The following is a 17,672-nucleotide window of genomic DNA, read 5'->3' as shown; positions in this document are numbered from 1 at the left end:
TAACGGAGTTCAGAGGTGGATTCATCCAGTTCAAATACTCGTTAACGGAGTTCGGAGGTGGATTCATCCAGTTCAAATACTCGTTAACGGAGTTCAGAGGTGGATTCATCCAGTTCAAATACTCGTTAACGGAGTTCGGAGGTGGATTCATCCAGTTCAAATACTCGTTAACGGAGTTCGGAGGTGGATTCATCCAGTTCAAAGACCAATACGGTTCGGTTAAGGTGTTTATTCCTCCAAGATCCCCCCAACCCCCCTTAAAAAGGGGGGCTTATAACCATCTTTTACCCCCTTTTTAAGGGGGTCGCCGTAGGCGGGGGGATCTTAACCTAACCGTATTGGTTCAAAGACTCGTTAACGGAGATAAAAGGTGGATTCATCCAGTTCAAATACTCATTTGAATTTTAACTTTTCATGAGATTTGGAAGATCAGAAAGTATCACAGGCAACAAAAGTTTTCTCAATCACCGCACCCAAGAAAACTTTCTGATTTATTCAAGACTGATAGCATAGATTTAAAGACTTGTGGAATCTGCTTTTCCTAAACAGACTGGACTTGCATCAATTAATGTCAATAATTTTTGACTAACATTATGAACCGCTTCACCTCTATTTTGCTGGCTGGCTTGATAGCATCTGCATCAGCTTTAGCTATTTCTCCAAAAGCTGGGGCTAATACACCAGCGTCTTATCTTGCTGAGTTAGATAACTACAGCTATCAACGCAACGATGATCGTAACTACCAACGTGATAGTCGTCACAACAGAAATGGTGATTATGACCGCCAGAACGACCTTCGCAACATTGGTGACAACGATCGCCGCTATGACCGCGACAACGATCGCCGATATGACCGCGACAATAATCGCCGCTATGACCGCGACAATAATCGCCGCTATGACCGCGACAACAATCGCCGCTATGACCGCGATAACAATCGCCGCTATGACCGTGATAACAATCGCCGCTATGACCGTGACAATAATCGCCGCTATGACCGCGATCGCGGCTGGGAACGTGGAATCCCACCTGTACCACCTTTTCCTGGGCCTACGTTTTAAGCTTAGTTCCAAGTGAATTGAGCATTGATTCTACTTGGCGGTAAGACAGAGGCAATCTCTTTATTGCACTCATTTCAATATCTGACTTTTCACTCTTAGAGGATGTCTGAAAAGTTTTTTGTATACACCGAATGCTTAGAGATCCTCCTAAATCCACGCCACATGCTCCACTTGGGGAGACCCCAAGACCGCAGTGGCTCCCCTTAAAAAGGGGGACTTTTACACTCTTATTCCCCCTTTTTTAAGGGGGGTTAGGGGGGATCAATAAATATTTGATACTTCTCAGACATCCTCTTATCTAGAAATCCTCCTTTCTATTAAATTACCCGTGGAGTAGGGGTTTAGCAATGCTAAACCCCTACGAGAAATATGGTTTTTCCGCGATATATATTTATTATTTTCTGTCAATGCCTAATTACGAATTACGAATTACGTTCGCGGAGCGTGCCGGAGGCTCTATTACGAATTAATATCACGCCCTTGGTCGCAACAATTGCACAAAGGTATCACTCACAGTATGGTCTTTGGTATCGGCGGCGTATTGAACTAATTTTTCCTTCAATTCTTTAGCAGCATCTAAAGGCAGTAAATTGACTAGCAAAAAATACACACCCCGAAAACGGGAGTCGCCCATGTGGTCAATCAGCCGATTTTTCGCTTCATCACTATCGCCCAGAAAGTTCTGCACTAAAAAGAAATCCATAATCTTGTCGTGGCGGAAATACCATTCTCTCTTGGCTGCACCTGCTTCGTTTTGCCACTGACGGCTGACCACCATTTTATATTTATCATCTTCTAAAGACTGGACTACCTGGTAAAAATCATCCGCAGGTAGCGCTTGTTCATCGTTTAGCCGCATTTGATAAACAGCATCGGAGAATTTTTTTAAGGGAAATTCCTGGTTCCACTCTTGCAGGTATTCGGCTGCTATCAAATTATATTGCTGTTCTTGCAAGTGAAACAGGTCGGGGTATTCGCTTTGGGAGATCATTAACGCCACAACAGTTAAATCCATTGGGTTAGAGAGAACCCTTTGATTAGCAGCTAATTCCTCAGATGATTCCTGGTTGCTGAGGGATTGAGCTAAGTAATTATTGCAAGCTTGTTTGTAATCATCACCTTGTACTTTCGCATCTTTGGGGAGTCGCGGCTGACGGGAAAGCAAAAATTGCTGAATTTGGGCTTGTTCAAGGGGCTGTAATTTATATATCTTGGCTGTTGAAGGTGGTGTCCACTCTAGGGGCTGGGTGGTCATGATAATGTTACCCCGGAAATAGCTTTCGACAAACTGGCAAATTTTAGCCCTGGTGTCGGCTGTGACTTCATTGAGTCCGTCAATGCAGATATCTAACGCACCACTATAAATTAAATTCTTGAGAAAATCAGCATCTTGTGCTTGCCCGTGCAGCTTGGCTTGAATTGCTTCAATTACCCCCTTGTCGCACTTACGGGCTGGGAGATAAACCACAATGCGCGGTGAGGTTTTTACCAGATGGCGCAGAAACATCGACTTACCCAAGCCGGAATCACCTTCTAGAACAATTTGCCCGGTGATGCTGGGTAGCACCTGGGTAATTGCTTGGGGTTTTTCGGCACTGGGAAGTTTCACCTGAGATTCTGGGAAGTATGTTTGGGGGTTAAAATTATCTAACCCGGCATCGGCTAACAGGGAAGGCTTGAAGGGTTCAAATAATTTGCGACGGAAAAAGGGAATCCAAGCGAGGAGAAAGCCGACGTAGCCCACGCCTAAGATGCGTCTTACCCAAGGGTTCCAGAAGAAGATAGCTTGGACTTGGGGAAATTTGGGGTAAGCGAAGATGAGGGCAAGCCAGAAGGTAGCGTGAATTAAAATCATCATTCTGGCGTTGAGAAACCACTGCCAACCTTTGAGGTTAACTATTACTGATTGCAGTGAATCAGCTTCGTTGAATCCGGCGTTTTTGAGGTTGTTGTAGTGAGTTTCTAAAATAACAATATCTTGTGGTTGCCAAGAGACTTTTCTTGCAACTACAGCAATTTGCTTTGCTAAGTCTTCGCGTAATCGTGTAAAATCTCGACTAGGTTCCCAAACTTGGGCAAAGATTTTGAGAGTTTTATCACCGCGATCGTGGGTTAGTTTATGAGAAATCGTTTTAGTCTCAGGAAAACCCAGCCATGTGAGCAGTATTTTGACTTCAACAGTTCCGCCACCCAGAAAATATGTCAAAAATCGCCATTGTTCAAATTCTGATTGACCTGCGTAATAGATGCTATCCAGAATTACAACAATATTATTCAGGTTGAGTTGTTCTATTCTTCCCAATGCCTCTGCTACACCTCTACGAACAGTAGAGTCAACGGATTTATCCTTGAGGAAGTCGAGGATGTCTTTGACGTAGGGTTTGGCAGCCTCCCCCAGATTTCCCAATGCCACTGCTGCACCGGAACGAACATTTGAGTCAACGGATTTATCCTTGAGGATGTCAGCGATATCTTTGACGTAGGGTTTGGCAGCCTCCCCCAGATTTCCCAATGCCTCTGCTGCACGGTAAATAACAATTGAGTCAACGAATTCATCCTTGAGGAAGTCGAGGATATCTTTGACGTAGGGTTTGGCTGCCTCCCCCAGATTTCCCAATGCCGATGCTGCACTGGAACGAACATAAGAGTCAACGGATTTATCCTTGAGGAAGTCGAGGATATCTTTGACGTAGGGTTTGGCTGCCTCCCCCAGATTTCCCAATGCCGATGCTGCACTGGAACGTACATCTTTGTCAACGGATTTATCCTTGAGGATTTTGGCAGCTTTCTGAGCAATATCCTCTGGTTTCTGAAACACCGATTTTAAATTTTTTAGATCATATTCATTGAATTTATCAAAAGCGAGTTTCTTTACTTCCTCATATCCATCATCAAGGGCAGCAACGATACCGTTAATCTGCCACGCTTCCGGTTTGGGCTTAGGCTGTTCTTTAGCACTCACCCAAGGCAGGGCGAAGAGGAGTGTTAACAGCAGGATAAAGGGAAAAAGGAAAAAGAGCGGCGATCGCTTTTTAAGTAGATGCTTAGGCATGGTTGAAGCCAATTGGTAATGCGCCACGTCCCGGCGAGTTGAACTGAATCAACTCGCTACATTAAAGCTCAATTAACTTGAAGCCCCAAGGTTTGAGAGCCGCTTCAGCTAGTTCGGTATTTACACCTTCATAAGCCTCCCATTCCAAGGGATGCTCTTTAGGATGTCCGTCGCCAACATTACCTGCAACTTTGATTATGGGACAATTGGCGATGCGATCGCGCTCCAACCCTTTGGGAACTACTATTTGGATTTTATGCCCGACAAACTTCGCTGTACTTTCTTCAGCTACAGATTCCCGGATTAAACAAATATCCCCAGCCGTCCCCCAAGTCGTTTGGTAAATGTGGAGGAACGATATATAAGGTGCTGGCTTGATGGATCTTTTGAGAACATGCATTATCTGTAATCCTTACACTATGAGTCAAAAATCATAATTCATACAAGTATTTTCTATCACGTTCGTAGGGAAGAAGAATGTTTTTAACTCACTTTTTGCACCTAGCCTAAGTGATTAGCCTTTTTGGAGAGAGATCATCGCCCACATACTAGCTCCCAGAGCGATCGCTCCTAAATGCTGCTGCACGAGATAATAACAATGTCTCATTCAATTGCTGGCGATCGTCAATGTCCTTCGATAACCTCTGCAAACTACTTTCCGAAAAACATCCCGAACGTTTTGCTAGTTGGGTTTTGGGTACAGAGCAAACAAGCGTCAAAGTTCTCAAAACCGAATTGAGTATTGAACCGATTCGCGCTGATTACGTTACCTTCTTACAGCTAGAAGGACGCATTCTCCACTTGGAATTTCAAACCAAACTAGAATCTACACCGCCACTACCCTTGCGGATGCTAGATTATTGGGTACGCTTGTATCGTTTATATCGTCTACCCATAACCCAAGTTGTCGTATTATTGCTTCCCTCTGCACCAGGAACGGTAATTGAAACTGTCTTTTCAGTCGAAACTACTCGTCATGAATATCGCGTGATTCAAATGTGGTCAGAAAATCCTGAATCATTCCTCAATGACCCAGCTTTATTACCATTAGCACCACTAGCAGCAACCACGCAACCCCAAGGCTTATTACAACGAGTTGTGGAAAAAGTCAATCAACTTGAGCCAACACAACGACCAGAAATTTCTGCTTACACCCAAATCTTAGCGGGGTTAAAATACAATCAGGATTTGATTCGACAATTATTTCGGGAGGGTATGATGCGCGAGTCAGTAATTTATCAAGAAATTCTCGCTGAAGGCGAACAACGAGGAGAACAACGTGGGGAACAACGTGGAGAACAACGGGGACGGGAACAAGGACGAAAAGCAGAAGGGCAATTGCTCATTCTCCGTCAACTAACTCGACGGGTGGGAGAATTACCCCAAGAGGTGCGATCGCAGATTGAAACTCTCTCTTTAGAACAATTAGAAAATCTCGCAGAAGCATTGTTGGATTTTCAGGCGATCGCGGATTTAGAATCCTGGTTTAGTAAATTAGAGTAGCAAGGATTTGATTCGACAATTATTTCGGGAGGGTATGATGCGCGAGTCAGTAATTTATCAAGAAATTCTCGCTGAAGGATAACAACGAGGAGAACAACGTGGAGAACAACGCGGACGAAAAGCAGAAGGGCAATTGCTCATTCTCCGTCAACTGACTCGACGGGTGGGAGAATTACCCCAAGAGGTGCGTAGACGCAAAGCGGCTTGTCGAAGACATCGCAGATTGAAAATCTCTCCTTAGAACAATTAGAAAATCTTGGTGAAGCATTGTTGGATTTTCAGGCGATCGCGGATTTAGAAGTCTGGTTTACTACATTAGAGTAGCAATATCCTTCTGCTGAAAAGGGAATGTTTTTACAACACAATAATCGCCCACATACTAACTCCCAAAGCGATCGCTGCTAAATGTTGCTGTATGAGCGATCGCACTGATTGTTTTGCAATTTTTTGCGTCAATAACATAGTCATCAACACTGAGAAAATTATCGTTGCACCTTGCAAAAAGGCAATCACAGCCGGGTGAGCAACCAATATAGGCAATTGTTCTCCACCAAAACCAAAAGTAGCAAAGGTAATAGGTAAAATTCGCCCGCCTTCGCCTAAGCCCAAACGCAGATAGTGAGCCAAGTTTCCTCCTAACACCAATGGTAGGTAGCCATAAGCAAGTTCTACAAATGATTTTGGCTTCCGGTTAAAATTCAACAGTTTCAGCAAGCCATAAGCCCCAAAGGTAAATATCGCTGGGATAATTAACACTAGCAGCGATAATCCCAAGTGCTGCCAAAACTGAGTTAAATCGAGTTGTAACCCCAACCAAGATTGTAATTCTGGCAAGCGATGCAGATATATTCCACCCAACAGCAAAAACAATAATGCTACTTCATAGGTGCGGGGTACATGAGTTGTCCACAGTTCAATTGCAGGGGGACGCAAGTTGAATTCAACGGAACGATGAGGACAGGCTTTCAGGCAAGTCATGCACAGTACGCAATCTCTATTATCTTCTAACTGCGCGGGATGCGAGTATAAAGGACATCCATTGGTTTCCAGCCCTTCGCCCTTTTGCGGCCCACCTTTATAACACTGATATGTGGTGCAACTGGCAGAACATATCCCTTGCTGGGCGCGGAGTTCCGTCATTGAGAGTTTGGCAAATAAACCATTCATCCCACCGATAGGGCAGAGATATCGACACCAAAACCGCCGCTCAAAAATGGCGGAGAAAATCATTGCCCCAGCAGTAATTAACAGCAGTAAACAAGCGCTGAGGTAAGCAGTATTTTCTAAATGCCAGAGTTCTTCCCATAAGAAAATTAGGGAGAATAAACCAAACATGAACCATCCGCCCCATTTCTCAGCTTCCTCTCTTGGCCAACGCTTGAGTTTTCGAGGCCACAGCCAGAGAGATAACTTTTGAGTAATTTCTCCGTAAATCATGAAGGGACAAACAGAACACCAGATCCGTCCCAAAAAGGGAAAGAGAAATAAGAAGAAAGGCCACCACCAAGCCCAAAAGAAATTTAAGACGAAATTGCGATCGCGGGTTTGCGGCCCAACAAATAATATTGCAACGATGATTGCAAAGGCTATTGCAGTAAAACCATAATTAATGCGATCGGGCCACCAAGGACTACGTAAAAACTTCCGTAAACGAGGATAGGCATTTAACAGATTCACCCGAAATCGTTTTTTCTTTGCTTCAGCTGGCCAGAAAATTTCTTCTGTTAATTCATTAGCACCCTCCGCTTGGACGATCGCTCTTTCAACCAGATTTTTTAATTCCTTAAGATTGCCAGGAAAATCATAAGATTGGAGGCGACGTAGAGCTTCTGGGGTAATGTGCGGTTTCGGAACGCCTCTAGCCCGAATGTAGAGACTAGTATAATATTCAACTTGTGCTTGAACGTCAGCTTTCCGCACCCGTAGCGGTGGAACTTTAATAATGTGACCAACAGAACGTTCAATAGTCGGCAGAGTTTTTTCAGAAACAATCAGAATTCTGGCTTTACTGGGGCGAGGTTCAGGCGCTGTTTCTGCCGAACGAGCCACGGGGGTATATGTGCCAGTTTTAAGCAACTGCGTCACGGGAGGTAATAATTCTTCGGGCAATTCTTGGATATTGTTAAGAACTAAAGTACCTTCTCCCAACCATTCCAATAGTCCTGGTTTACCGCCAGCGCGACCGAATAAATCTGCACCGCTAGTTTGCAGAATACCGCAATTGACTTTAATTATCGGTTCTCGCCGTTTTGGAGAACCAAAGTGGATCAGGGCTGCTATGTTGTCCTTTTCTAACCCTGGTTCTCCAAAGATATCCACTGATTTGCGATCAGCCGCCGATAAACGAATTTGTTCTCGCAACCGTACAGCATAACGACTAGTACCGACAATTCCCCGTTGCGCTTTAGTAACTAAATATGGTCGCAAAGCTATGGAACGTTCTTGTTCGTAACCAAGTGCAGATGTCGCCTGAGCTAATTCTTGAGCCAATTGGCGGGAAAAAGCCTGAGTAATTTCGGGGTATTGGGTAACTAAAGCGCGAAATTTATCACCAGGCACAACCCACAAGTGACATTCAGTTACTGTAGTAATTGTGAATGGAGTTAATTCATCCAACAGCAATTCTTTGAGTTCAATCACTGATCCGGGAAGGAATCCACAAGCTAAGGCTGGGTTGGTTTCATTGGTGGTATTGCTTTCGAGTTGACCTTCTACAAGAATATAAAGTGCTTCTGGAGGAGTGCCTTCACTAACTAAGTCAGTTTCGGCACTTACAACTTGTTCTTTAATTACTTGTGCGATCGCATTTAACACTTCAGGCGAGAGAATTCCTAAAGAGGTGCGTTCTTGTAGCCATAAGACCGTTTCTGGAGATGTCATATTAAGTTCTCCGTGCAGGCTGCTGTATAAGAAGAATTATCCCTTGAAAGCTAGGTCAAAATATCTGGGTGTGGCGATGCAGTGCCTGTAGTATTAAATGTCTGGTTCTTGTAACCATCGGGTGACTATACCCGCCAAAACTCCACCTAAAGTTGGAAACACGATGAAAATCCAAAGGTCAGCCAATGCCCAATCTTGAGTAAAAATAGCTGTGGCTAGCGATCGCACCGGATTAACGCTGGCATTTGTCACCGGAATGAGAATAAGATGCGCCAAGGTAAGCCCTAAACCTATAGGGATCGGTGCAGACTGCTTGAAAGTAGGAGTTGATGTGACGCTCAAGATCAGCAGCACAAAGCCACAGGTAACAATGAATTCGGCTAATGCACAAGCCCACCAGCTATAGTTACCAGGCGAGTGAACTCCCACCCCATTAGAACCAAAGTCGGCTGTTGTAAACCCAGGCTTGCCCATGCAAATCAAAAATAGGATAGTCGTCCCCCAAATTCCGCCGAGAACCTGACTTCCTATATATGGCAAAACGTCTCGGAAAGAAAATTGCTTGGCTACCCAAAAACCAATTGTGACTGCGGGGTTGATGTGACATCCGCTAATAGAACCAAAAGTATAGGCAGCAGTCAACAAACTTAAGCCAAAAGCGATCGCTACCCCAGTCACTCCAACCCAAGGGACTGCACCAGAGATAACCGCAGTACCCACGCCCATCAGAACCAACCAAGCTGTACCTAAAGCCTCTGCAAAACATCGTTTGGCTAACGAGTAACGATTCATGAGATAATGCCATAACTGGCTAGACGTGATTGATATTTGTACACATTAGCTGAATCACACTAAGATAAATACTCGCTTCTGGATTATTAAGTAAAAAATTACAGCGCTTTTAATTTCCATAAACTATAAACCAGATGGATAGAACACAGCATAGCTGTGCCTTTACAGCCATGATGTGTTCTATCCAGTTAAAAACTGTTGGAACTTGTCACGAATCATATACAGCTATTACATATTAATATCGGGGAATTGATCGGGAGAAATTATGGCAATTTATCTAGACTCAGCGATCGCATCTGAAGCTGAAGTGGTAAAACTTTGGGGATGGGTGAAAGGCATTACAACTAATCCCACGCTGTTGTCTCAAAGCGACACCCCACCAGAAACCACGCTCAAAAAATTGGTAGCTTTGACAAATGGCGCGTTATATTATCAACTTGTGGCATCTGATAAAGCTGGGATGCTAGCTGAAGGTAGAAAAGCTTTCGAGATTATTGGTTCACAAACAATTTTGAAAATTCCTGCAACACCGTTAGGTTTTGAAGTGGTAGCGAGTCTATCACCAGAAATTACCTGTTCGGTGACAGCAATTTACAGTGCAGCCCAAGCAGCAGTAGCACGGGAGGCGGGAGCGAAAATTGCCATAGCTTATGTAAATCGCGCTACTCGGTTGTTAGGTGACGGTATTGCCTTAGTGCGGGATATGGCTAGCGTCCTCAAAGGTAGTGATACGAAAATTTTGGCAGCTAGTATCAAATCTCCTGAAGAAGCAGCTGCTTCATTGCAAGCTGGGGCGGATCATCTGACTTTACCATTGGCAATGTTGCAGGCGATCGCAACTCATGAATTTTCACAAAAAACTGTTGAAGAATTTGCTAAAGGAGGTATTGGGTTAACAATTTAAATTTTTGTGCTAACGACAAAAATTAGTGTGGTGACAACAGCTTATTGTGTGCTAACGACAGAAGTTAGTGTGGTGACAACAGCTTATTGTGTGATAACGACAGAAGTTAGTATAGTGACAACAGCTTATTGTGTGATAACGACAGAAGTTAGTGTAGTGACGACAACTTGTATATTAGCAACCAGCTAAATCTATGAATTCAGTTCTACTTTCTTAAATTACTTATGAGTTTGTCAGATATCCCTAATCTCTGGGTTCCCTTGGTACTTTTAGGTTTAATTATTGTCGCTGCTATATTTTTCAGTCGCAGCAGTTGATATTTAAGCATTACAGTGTAGGTGGAGGTTCAGTTGTATGTTCGCTGTTGTTACACCCGATACAATCCATTTGCCCCCAGGTGCGGTAATACGCCTACTCGGAAGTTGGCAAGACTATCAAGCATTGAATGAACAACTAGGCGATCGCTCTTCTCCTCGCATTAAGTATCGAGATGGAGAAATTTTCTTGATGGCACCGCTACCAGAACATGGGCGCAAAGTAAGTGTAATTGCGGATGTAGTCAAAGTTTTACTCGACCATCTGGGACAAGAATACGAGGCATTTACCCCAATCACAATGGAACTTCCACAAGAAAGCGGTATAGAACCAGACTACTGTTTTTATATTGAGAACTGGGAAGCAATTGCAGGTAAAAACCGCATCAATTGGGGCATTGATCCATCACCCGATTTAGTGGTGGAGATAGACATCACCAGCTACACCGATGTCAATGACTACCTACCTTATCGAGTACCAGAAGTTTGGTTGTTGAGGAAAAACCTTCTGGTGATTTACAGATTGCAAGGCGATCGCTACACTATTGAAACTAGTAGCCGTTATTTCCCTAATATCAACGTGTCAGAGGTAGTTACAGAATGTTTAAAAATTGCGCTACGAACGGAATACTAGCGCTGCTATTCGGGAATTACGGCGGAAATTGGCGAATGAGAATTAAATAATTTTGCGTTGGCGTAGCCAGCAAGCTATGCGTAGCATCTGGTAGAGAAGACATCGCTGTAATACAAGAAAAAATGGCTGCCAAAGAGAAATGCGAAATGCTAAAAATAGCACCTCGCAAAGCTTAAAGCTAATGATACAAGAGTGCTAATTCCGATTACAAAACCACAAAATTATTCTTGGTTAGTGACAATCCAGCAGATAATTGTGCAAATTTTACCTGAGTAAAGCCAGATTCACTGCCATCTTGGTCAAAGAACAGTCCACCTGTAGCAAAGTCATAGATAAATCGTTGATTGCTTGTGGTTGCAGATGTTCCGATGGTAAACTGAGTATCTAACAATGAAGAAGTTGATAAACCACCACCAAAACCAGTAGTCGATACCTGAATCACATCATTAGTTACGTTAAAGTTATAAATACTATCAACCCCTTCATTGTAACTCTTGAAGACAAAGGTATTATTACCAAGACCGCCTGTAAGGATATCATCACCATTCCCACCATTAAATAGGTTGTTGCCTGATGAATACTCAGCATTCAATGTATCATTACCAGCACCACCATTGAGGGTGTTATTACCTGATGTGACAATATTTACTCCCTGGGTGTCGTTGTATACTAAGCCAGAGGCAGAGATATAATCATCACCATTCCCACCATTAAGTAGGTTGTTGCCTGATGAATAGTCAACATTCAATATGTCGTTACCAGCACCACCGTTGAGCGTGTTATCGCCTAATGTGACACGAAAAATTTTGCCTTGACCTAAAGGATTTTGTCCGTAGTAGCCAGAACCAGAGATATAATCATTACCATCCCCACCATTAAGTAGGTTATTCCCTGATGAATAGTCAACATTCAATGTATCGTCCCCAGCGCCACCGTTGAGGGTATTGTTGCCTGAAGCGCTAAAGAATCCTCCGTTGCGCTCGAAGGAGCCAGAGGCTATAAGATAATCGTTGCCATCCCCACCATTAAGTAAGTTATTGCCTTTTGAATAGTTAATATCAAACGTATCATTGCCAGCACCACCGTTGAGGGTGTTATTGCCTAAAGAAGGATCAATGCCATATTTGGTAATATCGCCAGAGGCTATAAGATAATCGTTGCCATCCCCACCATTAAGTAGGTTATCGCCTTGTGACGATTTAATATCCAAGGTATCGTTACCAACGCCTCCAAAGAGTAAGTTATTGCCTGTTGAATACCGAGCAATCAACCCATCATTACCAAGGCCACCATTAAGCGTGTTGTTGCCTGATGGGAAAGGATACTGGCCGTACTTGAAGCCAGATAATGAGAGATAATCATTGCCAGCCCCACCATTAAGTAGGTTATCGCCTGTTGAATTGTCAATAATCAAAATATCGTTACCAACACCACCTTTGAGGGTGTTATTGCCTGATGTGGCAGTGGCACTAAGATAATCATTGCCATCTCCACCAGAAAAGAAATTACTGCCTGTTGAATTGTCGTCCCTCAAGTAATCGTCACCAGTACCACCAAGGAGGGAGTTATTGCCCTCACCACCATTGAGGGTGTCATTTCCCGCACCACCAATGAGAGTATCATTGCCGGCACCACCTCTAAGCAGATCGTTGCCACTCAAGCCGTAAATTTTGTCATCGCCCCCCTGACCATTGATGACATCATTTGAGTTGTTGAAACCGCTAACGTTATTGTTGAGGTCATTAAGGAAGGTAACTGTGTTTTTATTGAAGATAGTGGTTTGGGTCGAGTTGGCATTGAAGACATCAAAGCCATCTGTGATGCTAGTTTGGTCAGAAAACCCATAAAAGCCATCTGTGGTGGTAGTTAGGACAGAAAACAGGATGTTGCCCAAGTCTACAGTCGCTCCTGTAGATGTGCTGAGATTATCCAGGTTTTCCAGGGCAAAGTTTTGCAGAATGACTGGATTACTACCTTGTTCAAAGGTGATTTCTAGATCGCTACCATTCTGGGTTAGCAGCAGATTTTGAGCAGTCAAGTCATAGCCTTGGAATATTAGAGTATCCACTTCTGCAATGACTCCTGCCGAAGGACTTATGCCTTGACCGACACCACCAAAATCGGTGATGATATTAGTGGTACTCCTACCGTAGTTGAAAATAAATGTATCATTGCCGCCTCCACCAGTCAAAGTGTCCCTACCAAAGGAACTTGTGATGGTATCATTGCCGGCTAGACCGTTAACTGTGTCCGCCTCATAAGTGCCTATTAAATCATCGTTATCAGTGGTTCCAATAATATCTGCCATAATTTTTACTTCACTCAATTTATTTTTCAGTAACTTAAGTTTTTAAACCGAAATTTTCAATTTTCGGCATTTATGCGTCACCTTTGAGGAACAGTAATATTTACCGAAGATTCACCTTTGACTGAGTTATGTGTAACACTTAATCTTTGTATCTCAAACTATCTAAGCCTTAAGCGCTGTACAAATTAATCAGCTTTTGCATTCAGAATAATAGGTCATTTCAGGTTAAATAAATTATCTTTGTTCATTAGAAATGACTGAACAAGTATCAAAAAATCCAGTCTTCGTATTTAGTTTTTTGCCAGCGCCTAAATCCTTCTAGTTGAGAAAATAGTCAATAGTTGACTCTGACTCGATAAATAAACTTTTATACCCTCCTTCGGCGCGATTCTGGGTAGATGTTTAGCTTGAGAATAGATAACATCTCAAGAACCTAACACTGACCGTATACTACCGTATTTACTTAGATATCTTTGCTTCAAGACACAACTTTGCATATTATTCACATTATTTACTGAGAAATTTACGAAAGGTTATTACGCTCCGCGATCGCAGACATTACTGATAACCTGACTAAAAGTTTATCAGGGTCAATAAGAATACCCACTCTAGAATCAAGTCCGAGAAATAGTTTAATCTTTTTATGGAGTGATTTGATGCGGTCACTTTTAGTAAGATAAAGTACAGAGTGTCATAACTTAACCTCAAGTAAATACAAAAGGAATGCGGATATGGGCAAAGGGAGGTTAGAAGCTTTTAGTGATGGAGTGATTGCCATCATCATCACCATTATGGTGCTAGAAATCAAAGTGCCGCATGGGTTCGATTTAGCCGCGCTGCGTCCGTTAATCCCAGTATTTCTGAGTTATGTGCTGAGTTTTATTTATATCGGCATCTACTGGAACAATCACCATCATTTACTACAAGCAGTCCGACAGGTTAATGGACGTATCCTTTGGGCTAATCTGCATTTGCTGTTTTGGTTGTCGCTAATTCCCTTCGTCACAGGTTGGATGGGCGAAAATCACTTTGCCGCTATGCCAGTTGCACTTTATGGTACGGTGTTGTTGTTTGCAGCGATCGCTTACTTTATTCTTACCCGCGCCCTAATTTCTCATCACGGTAGAGATTCGACATTAGCGATCGCAGTTGGTGAAGATTTCAAAGGAAAAAAATCGGTGGTATTCTATGCAGTAGCAATTCCACTTGCCTTTTTGAACTCATGGTTTGCCTGTGCATTGTACGTTTTAGTTGCAATTATTTGGCTTATCCCTGACCGTCGCATTGAGAAGACTCTCACTTCCTAAAGGAATTATGAATTACCTACAAGTGCAATACCTAAACACAAAAAACATCATAACGGCAAAACCCGTCGCCGCATAAAACACGTATGAGAAAAGCTTAGATAGACTCACGCGATTCCACCGTTTACACGAATGTTTTGCCCAGTAATCCATCTAGCTTCATCCCTAGCGAGAAATGCTACTACATCGGCAATTTCTTGCACATCTCCCAGTTTGCCAAAAGCAGCCTTTTGGGCTAAACGATCTATCTGTTCTTGGGTTTTGCCTTCTCGAAATAGTTCTGTATCGGTGGAGCCAGCAGAAATAACATTAACTGCGATCGCTTTTGCACCCAATTCTTTAGCTAGTACCCGCGTGATTTGTTCAACAGCACCCTTGGTTCCTACATAAGCACTATAGCAGCATCATCACTGTAGTTGATGAAGAAAAGTTGATAATCCGTCCGCCTTCTGCTAAATGTTGCGCGGCTTGTTGGCAAGCAAAATAAGTACCTTTGACGTTAATAGCAAAAATCGCATCGAAATCTTCTTCTGTCACCTCAGTTATTGGTTTATAGAAGGTGATTCCGGCATTGTTGACCAAAATATCGACTTTGCCAAAGCGTTGAAGTGTTTGCTCAAACAGCCGTTGGATGTCGGGTACTTTGCTAATAAGCTAAAACACATCTAATTTGCATATTAAAATTTTATCAATGTTGTTAAATTGACAACTAATTAGTTAATCTACAGCGCAAGTCAATACGCCGCTACAATAGTAATCTAAGAAGGATTATGCTGAAATTAGTGATATTATGACAACTGCTACAACTGTAAAAACTGAGTATGAAGCGATTATTGGTCTAGAAACCCATTGTCAGTTGAGTACCAAGACCAAGATTTTCTCTAATAGCTCTACTGCATTTGGTGCTGACCCAAATACTAACATTGACCCGGTTTGTATGGGTTTACCTGGGGTATTACCTGTACTGAATGAAAAAGTATTAGAATACGCTGTCAAAGCTGGTTTGGCACTGAATTGTCAAATTGCTAGATATAGCAAGTTTGACCGAAAACAATATTTTTATCCTGACTTACCTAAAAATTACCAAATTTCTCAATACGATCTACCGATCGCAGAACATGGTTGGTTAGAAATAGAATTAGTAGATGCTGAGGGGAATCCGACTCGCAAACGCATTGGTATCACACGTCTACACATGGAAGAAGATGCAGGAAAATTGGTACATGCAGGTAGTGTTGGCGAAGCCTCTCGGAACGAGACTCGCCTTTCTGGTTCTTCCTATTCTCTAGTAGACTACAATCGCGCAGGTATACCATTAGTCGAAATTGTCTCGGAACCTGATTTACGTTCTGGATTGGAAGCTGCTGAATATGCCGAAGAGATACGCCGGATTGTCCGATATCTCGGTGTGAGTGACGGGAATATGCAAGAAGGATCTCTGCGCTGCGATGTCAATATTTCTGTGCGTCCGGTGGGACGAAAGGAATTTGGCACGAAGGTAGAAATTAAAAACATGAACTCCTTCAGCGCCATCCAACGGGCGATTGACTACGAAATTGAGCGCCAAATCACCGCAATCGAAGCGGGCGATCGCATCATCCAAGAAACTCGGCTGTGGGAAGAAGGCGCTCAACGCACAAGTAGTATGCGGATAAAAGAAGGTTCTAGCGATTACCGCTACTTCCCCGAACCAGATTTATCACCAATTGAAGTGACAGATGCTCAATTAGAGCAATGGCGTAGCGAATTACCAGAATTACCAGCCCAAAAACGTCATCATTATGAAAATGAGTTGGGGCTTTCAGCTTATGATGCGCGAGTGCTGACAGAAGATCGTCCAGTAACAGAATATTTTGAAACTGCGATCGCATCTGGAGCAAATCCCAAAGCTGCTGCAAACTGGATTACTCAAGATATCGCCGCCTACCTTAATAAGCAAAAACTCAGTATTACTCAAATCGGGTTGACTCCCACCAATTTAGCTGAGATTATTACTCGCATTGAAACGGGCAAAATTAGCAATGCTCAAGCTAAAGAAAAGTTGCCAGATTTACTCAATGGGATTTCTCCTGAAAAAGCCTTTGCAGGTCTTGAGTTAATCACCGATCCTAGTGTACTAGAACCCATCGTTGATGAAGTCATAGCCGCTAATCCTAAAGAACTAGAAAAGTATCGCAACGGTAACACCAACCTCAAAGGCTTTTTTGTCGGACAAGTTCTGAAAAAGACAGCCAAACGTGCCGATCCTAAGTTGACTAACGAATTGGTGGATAAAAAACTGAACGCCTAGTAACGCTTTGGGGAATTGGGAATTCGTAATTACTGTTTGGTAAGGGGTTTAGACATTTTATTTAAATGGGTGGCTTATTTACACCACGCTGTAGTAAGTAGTAGTCTCTCCAGCCAAATTTATTGCGTGAAGGGTAGAGGAGCAGAAGAGAGCTTTCCCAATTCCCCATGCCCAATTCCCAATTTCCAAGTAAGTATTTTCCCGTATTCCTTCATCAAATCTTTATATAAAACATGGTGACAACCCGCATACCTCAAATGCTATGCTGTGGTAAGTAGATGCACCCTGATGATCTGGAGAGCTGCCTAAGTAGCTCTCTTTTTTATCTTGTTTTGTGGTATCTACGGAAAAACTTCGTCGAAGTTTTATAAACAATCTTAATAAATAAGTATTAACCCTTAGATTCTAAAATAGAAATTGTAAGTAAAAGATGCACCGTAATGATCTGGAGAGCGACCCAAATTGCTCTCTTTTTTCATATTTGTCTTTCGTCATAAGAAAGGTAAAAACAATTATGCTAATCGCCAACTGGTGCATTACAGCACTTGCATCTATTATGAGGTACACTAGATTAAAATATAAATACTTTTAAATGAAGTCCTACTCTGTCGATCTTCGAGAAAAAATAGT

14 protein-coding genes and 2 pseudogenes are annotated in these 17,672 nt (G+C 42.8%); 8 read left to right on the top strand and 8 right to left on the bottom strand.

The window, feature by feature from the left end:
• Positions 1-193, bottom strand: a pseudogene (locus V7K38_RS23775) (hypothetical protein); the annotation flags it as partial.
• A gap of 388 nt (positions 194-581) precedes the next feature.
• On the opposite strand from V7K38_RS23775, the gene V7K38_RS23770 reads away from it, so the two are divergent.
• Positions 582-1,061, top strand: coding sequence for a hypothetical protein (locus V7K38_RS23770; protein WP_334861281.1), 480 nt, complete (start codon positions 582-584; stop codon positions 1,059-1,061).
• A 472-nt stretch (positions 1,062-1,533) separates the two neighbouring features.
• Here V7K38_RS23770 and V7K38_RS23765 read toward each other — a convergent pair whose 3' ends face one another.
• Complete coding sequence (locus V7K38_RS23765; protein ID WP_334861279.1) at positions 1,534-4,113, bottom strand: HEAT repeat domain-containing protein; 2,580 nt, start codon at positions 4,111-4,113, stop codon at positions 1,534-1,536.
• Between the two features lie 61 nt (positions 4,114-4,174).
• A complete protein-coding gene (locus V7K38_RS23760) occupies positions 4,175-4,513 on the bottom strand; it encodes a hypothetical protein (protein WP_334861277.1) in 339 nt (112 codons plus the stop codon).
• Positions 4,514-4,740: 227 nt separating this feature from the next.
• Between V7K38_RS23760 and V7K38_RS23755 the strand changes: the two genes are divergently transcribed.
• Together V7K38_RS23755 and V7K38_RS23750 are read left to right on the top strand one after the other, a co-directional pair.
• Complete coding sequence (locus V7K38_RS23755; RefSeq protein ID WP_334861275.1) at positions 4,741-5,616, top strand: Rpn family recombination-promoting nuclease/putative transposase; 876 nt, start codon at positions 4,741-4,743, stop codon at positions 5,614-5,616.
• A gap of 1 nt (position 5,617) precedes the next feature.
• Positions 5,618-5,940 (top strand): annotated as a pseudogene (locus tag V7K38_RS23750) (DUF4351 domain-containing protein); the annotation flags it as partial.
• A 30-nt stretch (positions 5,941-5,970) separates the two neighbouring features.
• Here the strand turns inward: V7K38_RS23750 and V7K38_RS23745 are convergent.
• Together V7K38_RS23745 and aqpZ are read right to left on the bottom strand one after the other, a co-directional pair.
• Positions 5,971-8,496: a cyclic nucleotide-binding domain-containing protein gene (locus V7K38_RS23745; protein WP_334861273.1), complete on the bottom strand. Its 2,526-nt coding sequence runs from the start codon at positions 8,494-8,496 to the stop codon at positions 5,971-5,973.
• A 93-nt stretch (positions 8,497-8,589) separates the two neighbouring features.
• Entirely contained in the window at positions 8,590-9,288 is a 699-nt protein-coding gene (gene aqpZ / locus V7K38_RS23740; RefSeq protein WP_334861271.1) for an aquaporin Z, read from the bottom strand.
• Positions 9,289-9,553: 265 nt separating this feature from the next.
• Here aqpZ and V7K38_RS23735 point away from each other — a divergent pair, with 265 nt between their 5' ends.
• The 3 genes from V7K38_RS23735 to V7K38_RS23725 all read left to right on the top strand — a co-directional run bounded on the left by V7K38_RS23735 (position 9,554) and on the right by V7K38_RS23725 (position 11,140).
• On the top strand, positions 9,554-10,192 hold the full coding sequence (locus tag V7K38_RS23735; protein WP_334861269.1) for a transaldolase family protein: 639 nt from the start codon (positions 9,554-9,556) through the stop codon (positions 10,190-10,192).
• Between the two features lie 6 nt (positions 10,193-10,198).
• Positions 10,199-10,381, top strand: coding sequence for a hypothetical protein (locus tag V7K38_RS23730; protein ID WP_334861267.1), 183 nt, complete (start codon positions 10,199-10,201; stop codon positions 10,379-10,381).
• Positions 10,382-10,546: 165 nt separating this feature from the next.
• Positions 10,547-11,140 (top strand): Uma2 family endonuclease, encoded by a 594-nt coding sequence (locus tag V7K38_RS23725; protein ID WP_334861265.1) that lies wholly within the window; start codon positions 10,547-10,549, stop codon positions 11,138-11,140.
• A 205-nt stretch (positions 11,141-11,345) separates the two neighbouring features.
• On the opposite strand, the gene V7K38_RS23720 is transcribed toward V7K38_RS23725, so the two are convergent.
• Positions 11,346-13,448: a beta strand repeat-containing protein gene (locus V7K38_RS23720; RefSeq protein ID WP_334861263.1), complete on the bottom strand. Its 2,103-nt coding sequence runs from the start codon at positions 13,446-13,448 to the stop codon at positions 11,346-11,348.
• A gap of 731 nt (positions 13,449-14,179) precedes the next feature.
• Here V7K38_RS23720 and V7K38_RS23710 point away from each other — a divergent pair.
• Entirely contained in the window at positions 14,180-14,755 is a 576-nt protein-coding gene (locus V7K38_RS23710) for a TMEM175 family protein (protein WP_334861261.1), read from the top strand.
• A gap of 104 nt (positions 14,756-14,859) precedes the next feature.
• Here the strand turns inward: V7K38_RS23710 and V7K38_RS23705 are convergent, their stop codons facing one another.
• On the bottom strand, positions 14,860-15,111 hold the full coding sequence (locus tag V7K38_RS23705; protein WP_334861285.1) for an SDR family oxidoreductase: 252 nt from the start codon (positions 15,109-15,111) through the stop codon (positions 14,860-14,862).
• Between the two features lie 34 nt (positions 15,112-15,145).
• A complete protein-coding gene (locus V7K38_RS23700) occupies positions 15,146-15,337 on the bottom strand; it encodes an SDR family NAD(P)-dependent oxidoreductase (RefSeq protein ID WP_334861283.1) in 192 nt (63 codons plus the stop codon).
• A 205-nt stretch (positions 15,338-15,542) separates the two neighbouring features.
• On the opposite strand from V7K38_RS23700, the gene gatB reads away from it, so the two are divergent.
• The gene (gatB, locus tag V7K38_RS23695; protein WP_334861259.1) at positions 15,543-17,042 is read left to right on the top strand and encodes an Asp-tRNA(Asn)/Glu-tRNA(Gln) amidotransferase subunit GatB; all 1,500 of its coding nucleotides are present in this window, start codon (positions 15,543-15,545) and stop codon (positions 17,040-17,042) included.
• Positions 17,043-17,672: the final 630 nt, after the last annotated feature.

Source organism: Nostoc sp. (assembly GCF_036917465.1).
Classification (GTDB): domain Bacteria; phylum Cyanobacteriota; class Cyanobacteriia; order Cyanobacteriales; family Nostocaceae; genus Nostoc.
The sequence above is the reverse complement of the archived record's forward strand: the minus strand, read 5'-3'. Positions and strand labels throughout refer to the sequence as shown.

What these genes read in the sequence shown, in the direction of transcription:
- V7K38_RS23765 (WP_334861279.1), bottom strand. Translation starts at nt 4,113, where the DNA reads ATGCCTAAGCATCTACTTAAAAAGCGATCGCCGCTCTTTTTCCTTTTT.
- V7K38_RS23760 (WP_334861277.1), bottom strand. Translation starts at nt 4,513, where the DNA reads ATGCATGTTCTCAAAAGATCCATCAAGCCAGCACCTTATATATCGTTC.
- V7K38_RS23755 (WP_334861275.1), top strand. Translation starts at nt 4,741, where the DNA reads ATGTCCTTCGATAACCTCTGCAAACTACTTTCCGAAAAACATCCCGAA.
- V7K38_RS23745 (WP_334861273.1), bottom strand. Translation starts at nt 8,496, where the DNA reads ATGACATCTCCAGAAACGGTCTTATGGCTACAAGAACGCACCTCTTTA.
- aqpZ (WP_334861271.1), bottom strand. Translation starts at nt 9,288, where the DNA reads ATGAATCGTTACTCGTTAGCCAAACGATGTTTTGCAGAGGCTTTAGGT.
- V7K38_RS23735 (WP_334861269.1), top strand. Translation starts at nt 9,554, where the DNA reads ATGGCAATTTATCTAGACTCAGCGATCGCATCTGAAGCTGAAGTGGTA.
- V7K38_RS23725 (WP_334861265.1), top strand. Translation starts at nt 10,547, where the DNA reads ATGTTCGCTGTTGTTACACCCGATACAATCCATTTGCCCCCAGGTGCG.
- V7K38_RS23720 (WP_334861263.1), bottom strand. Translation starts at nt 13,448, where the DNA reads ATGGCAGATATTATTGGAACCACTGATAACGATGATTTAATAGGCACT.
- V7K38_RS23710 (WP_334861261.1), top strand. Translation starts at nt 14,180, where the DNA reads ATGGGCAAAGGGAGGTTAGAAGCTTTTAGTGATGGAGTGATTGCCATC.
- gatB (WP_334861259.1), top strand. Translation starts at nt 15,543, where the DNA reads ATGACAACTGCTACAACTGTAAAAACTGAGTATGAAGCGATTATTGGT.